The sequence below is a fragment of the Streptomyces atriruber genome (assembly GCF_001418325.1).
Lineage (GTDB): Bacteria > Actinomycetota > Actinomycetes > Streptomycetales > Streptomycetaceae > Streptomyces > Streptomyces atriruber.
Genome location: NZ_LIPN01000127.1, coordinates 1 through 7,830 on the forward strand (window position 1 = coordinate 1; position 7,830 = coordinate 7,830).

At 70.4% G+C, this 7,830-nt stretch carries 3 protein-coding genes; 1 reads left to right on the forward strand and 2 read right to left on the reverse strand.

Annotated elements, in window-relative coordinates:
* Nucleotides 1–41: 41 nt before the first annotated feature.
* The gene (manB, locus tag AOK03_RS15030; protein WP_055565754.1) at nucleotides 42–1,154 is read right to left on the reverse strand and encodes a mannose-1-phosphate guanylyltransferase; all 1,113 of its coding nucleotides are present in this window, start codon (nucleotides 1,152–1,154) and stop codon (nucleotides 42–44) included.
* A gap of 221 nt (nucleotides 1,155–1,375) precedes the next feature.
* Complete coding sequence (locus AOK03_RS15035; RefSeq protein WP_055565755.1) at nucleotides 1,376–6,343, reverse strand: NAD-glutamate dehydrogenase; 4,968 nt, start codon at nucleotides 6,341–6,343, stop codon at nucleotides 1,376–1,378.
* 471 nt (nucleotides 6,344–6,814) lie between these two features.
* Between AOK03_RS15035 and AOK03_RS15040 the strand changes: the two genes are divergently transcribed.
* The gene (locus tag AOK03_RS15040) at nucleotides 6,815–7,381 is read left to right on the forward strand and encodes a DJ-1/PfpI family protein (RefSeq protein ID WP_055565756.1); all 567 of its coding nucleotides are present in this window, start codon (nucleotides 6,815–6,817) and stop codon (nucleotides 7,379–7,381) included.
* Nucleotides 7,382–7,830: the final 449 nt, after the last annotated feature.

Here is a 7,830-nt window from a genome sequence, read left to right on the forward strand (position 1 = left end):
GCCTGGGACCGGGGGATCTGGGGGAAGTTCACGGTTGCTGCTCACAGCCCTTCGGTGGTACGAGAACCGGTCGGCACGTCGGGCGAGAAGCGCAGCGCCGCGTCGGGCAGCACCGCCTCGCACCACACCCGCACCCCGGTCCGCAGTTCGTTGTCGGCCCCCACCTGTGCTCCGTCCCCCACGACCGCGCCGTGCAGGACGGTGCGCCGGCCGATGCGGGCGCCCGCGCCGACCAGGCTCAGCCGGATGTCGGCGCCCGCTCCGACCTCCGCGCCGTCGAGCACGACCGAGCCGTGCACGAGCGCCCCCGCCCCGATCCGGGCGCCCGCGCCCACGACGGTCCCCGCGGCGAGGTCGGCGTCCGCGGCGACCTCGGCGCCGGGCAGGACCAGGGCCTCGCCCCGCTCCCCCGGCAGCGCGGGCGAGTCGACGACACCGCGTACGAGATCGGCCGAGGCCTGGACGAGGGCCTCGGGGCGGCCGAGGTCCAGCCAGTAGGTGTTCTCGACCTGCCCGTGCAGATACGCGCCCCGGGCGAGCAGCTCCGGGAAGGTCTCCCGCTCCACCGACACGGCCCGCCCCCGCGGAATCGCGTCGATCACGGACCTGCGGAAGACGTACGCCCCCGCGTTGATCTGGTCCGTGACGATCTCCTCGGGCGCCGTCGGCTTCTCGGTGAAGGCGAGCACACGGCCGTCGTCGTCGGTCGGCACGAGCCCGAAGGCGCGGGGGTCGTCGACGCGGGCGAGATGCAGCGTGACGTCGGCGGCACGCCGCGTGTGCGTGGCGACGAGGTCGCGGACGTCGAGCCCGCTGAGGATGTCCCCGTTGAACACGAGGACGGGCTCGTCGCCCGCGCACCGCAGTCGCTCCGCGGCATTGCGGATGGCGCCGCCGGTGCCCAGGGGCTCGTCCTCGACGACGTACTCCAGTTCCAGGCCGTACGCCGATCCGTCGCCGAAGTGCGGTTCGAAGACCTCGGCGAGATAGCAGGTGGCCATCACGACGTGGTCGACGCCGGCGGCCGCGAGGCGGGCGAGCTGGTGCGCGAGGAAGGGGACACCGGCCGCCGGGACCATCGGCTTCGGCGTGTGGACCGTGACCGGCCGCAGCCGGGTGCCCTGTCCGCCGACCAGCAGAATGGCTTCCGTCATCGCCTTACCGCGACCTTCCCTGCGCTTCGTGTACAGACACCGTCATCAGACAATCTCACCCACCTTAGACCAAATGTCTGAATTGATGGGTTATGGCGAATCTCATCACCCATTCCGCGTTGCGGAGGCAACCAATCCCGCCACCACGCACTCGGGGAAACACAAGGGGCGCCCCGGGCCGAAAGGCCCGGGGCGCCCCCCCTACACCTGCCGCCGGAGAACTACGAGTGCGTACGCAGCAGCGTCCGCATCGTCCGCATCGCCACCGACAGATTCGCCAGGTCGAACGCGTCCGAGCTCTGGATCTCCTCCAGCGTCGTCCGCGCGCGGCCCAGGATCGGGGCGTTCTTCTCCTCCCACGCCTTGAAGCGCTGCTCCGGCGTGGCCGCGCCGTCACCGGCGGCGAGGACGTCCGCCGTCAGTGCGGCGTGCGCCGCGTACAGGTCCTCGCGGATGGAGGCGCGCGCCATGGACTGCCAGCGGTCGGCCCGCGGCAGTTCGATGATGCGGTCCATGAGCTGGGTGATGTGCAGCCGGTCGGCGAGGTCGTAGTAGACCTCGGCGACGGCCATCGGCGCCTTGCCGGTCCGGTCGGCGATCGCGACGATGTCGAGCGCGGGGAAGGCGGACGAGAACCCGGCGACGCGCTGGGCGAGCTCGTCGGGGACGCCCACGCCGGTCAGCTCGTCGCGGATGCTCTGGTACCACTCCTGGTCGGAGCCGCGGAGCAGCTTCGGCAGCTCGGCCCAGACCTCATCGACGCCCTCGCTGAAGAAGCCGATGGTCTCGGCGAGCTGCAGCGGCTGCGGCCGGTTGTTGAGCAGCCAGCGCGAACCGCGCTCGACGAGTCGGCGCGAGTGCAGCCGGATCCGGGTCTGGACGTCGGCGGCGACGACATTGTCGAGCGCCTCGACCGCGTCCCACACCTCGCCGAGGCCGAAGATCTCGCGGGCGGCCATCTGGGCCCGCACGATCTCCTCCAGCGAGGCGCCCGTCTCCTCCCGCAGCCGGTGCAGGAAGGTCGAGCCGCCGCTGTTCACCGTGTCGTTGACGAGGACGGTGGTGACGATCTCGCGGCGCAGCGCGTGCCCGTCGACCTGCTCGGGGAACTTCTCGTGCAGCGCCTTCGGGAAGTACGCGTGCAGGAGGCGCTGCAGGTACGGGTCGTCGGGCAGCGTCGTCTGGATCAGCTCGTCCGCGGCCGTGATCTTCGTGTAGGCGAGGAGCACGGCGAGCTCGGGCTGCGAGAGGCCGCGGTTGGAGTTGAGCAGCTCGCGGATCTGCCGGTCGTTGGGCAGGAACTCCAGGCCCCGGTCGAGGTGGCCCTGCTTGCCGAGCCTGCGCATGAAGCGCTGGTGGGCGTGGAGCAGGGACGGCGACTGGGCGACGGCGTTGGCCAGCGCGGTGTTCTGCGCGTAGTTGTTGCGCAGCACCAGGTGGCCGACCTCGTCGGTCATCTCGGCGAGCAGCTTGTTGCGCTGCTTGACCGTCATGTCGCCGTTGGCGACGACCGCGTTGAGCAGGATCTTGATGTTCACCTCGTGGTCGGAGGTGTCCACGCCCGCGCTGTTGTCGATCGCGTCGGTGTTGATGCGGCCGCCGGAGCGCGCGAACTCGATGCGGCCCAGCTGGGTCAGACCGAGGTTGCCGCCCTCGCCGACGACGTTGACGCGCAGGTCCTGGCCGTCCACGCGGATCGCGTCGTTGGCCTTGTCGCCGACGTCCGCGTTCGACTCGGCGGAGGACTTCACGTACGTACCGATGCCGCCGTTCCACAGCAGGTCGACGGGCGACTGCAGGATGGCCTTCATCAGGTCGGCCGGGGTCATCTTGGCGACGCCGGTCTCGATGCCGAGGGCCTCGCGGATGTGGGCGTTGAGCTGGATCGCCTTGGCGCTGCGCGGGAAGATCCCGCCGCCCGCGGAGAGCAGCTCCTTGTCGTAGTCGGCCCAGGAGGAGCGCGGCAGCTCGAAGAGGCGGCGGCGCTCGGCGTACGAGGTCGCGGCGTCCGGCTTCGGGTCGATGAAGATGTGCCGGTGGTCGAAGGCGGCGACCAGGCGGATGTGCTCGGAGAGCAGCATGCCGTTGCCGAACACGTCACCGGACATGTCGCCGACGCCGACGACCGTGAAGTCCTCGGACTGGGTGTCGGTGCCCAGTTCGCGGAAGTGCCGCTTGACGGACTCCCAGGCGCCCCGGGCGGTGATGCCCATGCCCTTGTGGTCGTATCCGGCGGAGCCGCCGGAGGCGAAGGCGTCGCCCAGCCAGAAGTTGTACGACTCGGCGACCTGGTTGGCGATGTCGGAGAACGTCGCCGTGCCCTTGTCGGCCGCGACGACGAGGTAGGTGTCGTCCTCGTCGTGGCGCACCACGTCGGCCGGCGGCACGACCTCCCCCGCCACCAGGTTGTCGGTGATGTCGAGCAGCGCCGAGATGAACGTCTTGTAGCAGGCGACGCCCTCCGCCAGCCACGCGTCGCGGTCCACCGACGGGTCGGGCAGCTGCTTGGCGACGAAGCCGCCCTTGGCGCCGACGGGCACGATGACGGTGTTCTTCACCATCTGCGCCTTCACGAGACCCAGGATCTCGGTCCGGAAGTCTTCCTTCCGGTCGGACCAGCGCAGACCGCCGCGCGCGACCTTGCCGAAGCGCAGGTGGACGCCCTCGACGCGGGGCGAGTACACCCAGATCTCGTACGCGGGACGGGGCGCGGGCAGGTCGGGGATGGCCTGCGGGTCGAACTTCATGGAGACGTAGTTGTGCGACCTGCCGCCTTCCGCCTCCTGGCCTCCCTCGCTTGCGCTCTGGAAGAAGTTGGTCCGCAGCGTCGCCTTGATGACGGTGAGGAAGGACCGCAGGATCCGGTCCTCGTCCAGCGAGGCGACCTGGTCGAGGGCGCCGTCCAGCTCCTCCAGGAGCCCGTCGGTCAGCTCGGTCCCGGCGCGCTGGCGGTCCGGCGACATGCGCGCCTCGAAGAGCGAGACGAGCAGCCGGGTGGTGTGGACGTTGTTGCGGAGGGTGTCCTCCATGTACTCCTGGCTGAAGGTCGCACCGGCCTGGCGCAGGTACTTCGCGTAGGCCCGAAGCACCATCGCCTGACGCCAGTTGAGACCGGCCCGCAGCACCAGCGAGTTGAACCCGTCGACCTCGGCGGCACCGGTCCAGGCGGCGGCGAAGGCCTCCTGGAAGCGTTCGCGGCCGTCGTCGCCGAGGTAGTCGCCGTTGCCGTTCTGCGACTTGGGCAGACGCAGCCCGAAGTCGTAGATCCACGCGTTCGTGCGGTCCGTGCAGCGCAGTTCGTACGGACGCTCGTCGGTGACCTCGACGCCCAGGCGCTGCAGCACCGGCAGGACGGCGGAGAGCGAGACCTGACCGCCCGCGCGGTAGATCTTGAAACGCCGCTCGCCGGGGGCGGCGCCCACCGGCTCGTACAGGGAGAGCGCGAAGTCCTTGTCGCCCTGGGTGAGCTGCTCCAGGTGCTGGAGGTCGGCGACGGCGGCGCGCGGCGTGTGGTCGGCCTTGTAGCCCTCGGGGAAGGCGCCCCCGTACTGGCGGAGCAGCTCGGCGGCGCGCTCCTCGCCGCACTCGGCGGTCAGCGCCTCGGCGAAGCCGTCGGCCCAGGAGCGGGCGGCCTCGACGAGCCGGGCCTCGATGCGGTCGATGTCGGCGTCCGAGAGGTCGGGGACCTCGGCGCCCTTGGGCACCCTCACCACGAAGTGGATGCGGGAGAGGATCGACTCCGTGTTCCAGGCGGTGAAGTCGACGCTGGCGCCGTTCAGCTCTTCCTTGAGGATGTCGATGATCCGCAGCCGGACGCCGGTGGTGTAGCGGTCGCGCGGCAGGTAGACGAGGGCGGAGTAGTAGCGCCCGTACTCGTCCTTGCGCAGGTACAGCCGCAGCCGACGGCGCTCCTGCAGATAGAGGACGCTCGTCACGATGGACCGCAGCTCATCGGCGGGCGTCTGGAAGAGCTCGTCGCGCGGGTAGGTCTCCAGGATCTGGAGCAGGTCGCGCCCGTCGTGGCTGTTGGCGGAGAACCCGGCGCCCTTCAGCACCTCGGCGACCTTGCGGCGGATGACGGGCACGCGCCGCACGGACTCGGTGTACGCGGCGGACGAGAACAGCCCGAGGAAGCGCCGCTCCCCCACCACGTTGCCCTCGGCGTCGAACTTCTTCACGCCGACGTAGTCGAGGTAGCTGGGCCGGTGGACGGTGGCCCGGCTGTTCGCCTTGGTCAGCACCAGCAGCCGGTGCTCGCGGGCCTTGGCGCGCGCGTCGGCGGGCAGCCGGTTGAAGGACGGGCTCACCGGGTGGTGGTCGTCGCCGTCGTGCTGCGGGTCGGCGCGCAGGATGCCGAGGCCGGTGCCGGGGACGGCGGCGAGGGAGTCCTCGTCCGTGAGGGTGTACTCACGGAAGCCCAGGAAGGTGAAGTGGTTGTCGGCGAGCCAGCGCAGCAGCTCGCGGGCCTCCCCGACCTCCTGGTCGGGCAGGTCGCCCGCGGTGGGCTCGGCGGGCAGCTCGTCGGCGATGCGCAGCGCGGCGTCGCGCATCTTGTCCCAGTCCTCGACGGTCTCCCGTACGTCGCTGAGGATCCGCAGCAGATCGGCGGTGATCTGCTTCAGGTCGGCGCGGTCGGTCTCGCGGTCCATCTCGACGTGGATCCACGACTCGACGAGCGCGTCGTGCGGCAGCTCGGCACCGGCCTCGCGGCTCAGCACCTCCAGGAGCTTTCCGGTCACGTCACGGCGCACCACGACCTGCGGGTGGATCACGACGTGGATGCCGCGCCCCTGCCGGGACAGCTCGTTGGTGACGGAGTCGACGAGGAAGGGCATGTCGTCGGTGACCACCTCGACGACGGAGTGGCTGCAGGTCCAGCCGTTCTCCTCGACGGTCGGGGTGTGCACTCGCACGTTCGCCGTTCCCTGCGGCCGGTTCTCGGCCAGCCGGTAGTGGGAGAAAGCGGCTCCGAAGACGTCGACCGGATCGCGGTCGGCCAGGTCCTCGGGAGCGGTGTGCAGGTAGTACCGCTGGAGGAACGCGAGAGCCATGTCCTGGTCTGGCGTGGCCTCGCTCGTCGTCCCAGTCGGTGCACCGCTCGGTAGGCGTCCACCGGCCGGGCTGTTCTCAGCGACCCGGGCGGCCCGCGCGAGCAGCTCGGCCTTGGCTTCGTCCAGCTTGGTCTGCATTGTCCTCTGACTCCTGTCGCGCGCCGTTGCGTGACGTAGAAGGAAGTGATGTGCCGTAACGCCGCGGCACGGGGTCTCCGGCCGGGTTCGACGTTATGCCGCGGTGATGTGCGAGCGGACAGCTTTCCGCCATTTTCAGCGATTCAACTGACGGATGGCTTGCTCGGCCGGGTCGGCCGCACCGCGAAGAAGCGTCAGCGAGGTCCCGGGCACGGTTGTCCACCGTGTTCCCCGGGCGCAGGGCGGGGGCGTCCATGCCCCCGCGGGATATCGCGCTGATCACGGGTCCAGGCTATCGCTCCGCACCGGGCAGCCGTCATGAGCCGTATGTGTACAAAAGCAGGCTCCGAACTTTGACAGTCTGCACAGTCCCATCGGCGACCACTCCCCCTTGGCAAAGAGCCACCGCACGGGCACGTTGGGCCCTGAGGGCCCGCGCAGGCGGTGCCCGACCGAGGGGAGCGCAGCGAAATGGCAGCGAAAATCCTGATCGTGACCGGCGACGCCGCCGAGTCACTCGAAGTCCTCTACCCCTTCCAGCGACTGCGCGAGGAGGGATACGACGTCCACGTCGCGGCCCCGGCCCGCAAGAAGCTGCAGTTCGTGGTGCACGATTTCGAGCCGGACTTCGACACGTACACGGAGAAGCCCGGCTACACCTGGCCCGCGGACCTCGCCTTCTCCGAGGTCGATCCCGGCCAGTACGCCGCCCTGGTGATCCCGGGCGGCCGGGCCCCCGAGTACCTGCGCAACGACCCCGAGCTCCGCAAGATCCTCAAGTCGTTCTTCGACGCGGACAAGCCGGTGGCCCAGATCTGCCACGGCCCGCTCCTCACCGCGGCCGTCGGCGGCCTCAGCGGCCGCAGGGTGACGGCGTACCCGGCCCTCGAGATGGACATGCAGACGGCGGGCGCGACCTACCAGGACGCGGAGGTGGTGGTGGACGGCACGCTGGTCTCGGCCCGCGCATGGCCGGACCACTCGGGCTGGATGCGGGAATTCCTCACGGTCCTGCGCGCGAAGGCCCCGGTGACCTAACCGGACCAGCGCCCTCCACATAGGTATACGGAGCGGACGCCACCGCGCCATACATCGGTATGCGGATCCTCACGCATACCGATGCCGGAACGCACACCCGCGGGGCAGGCTCTGTCCTGCGCCACCACTCGGGGCGAGGGCCACCACTGTCATGGCAGGCCCCCGCACCTTGGTGAACGGCCCCAGCGGCAGCCTGCCCTTGTCGGCGAGGGCAGGCTGCGCCCCGGCCCCAGACCCCGGCCGGATCCGCGGACACGGGCGCACCACCCACCGTGCCGAGGGGGGCCGCGAACAAAAGCGCGCTCCCCACCGGCCGGCGGCCGCGTACGAGACGCGGAGGGGCCGCGGGGGTATGTGCGCACGGAGCACCGAGCACACTCTGGCGCCCAGAAACTCAAGGCGTGGCGCAGGGATGGCGAGTACGCACATACCCCCGCGGCCCCGCACCC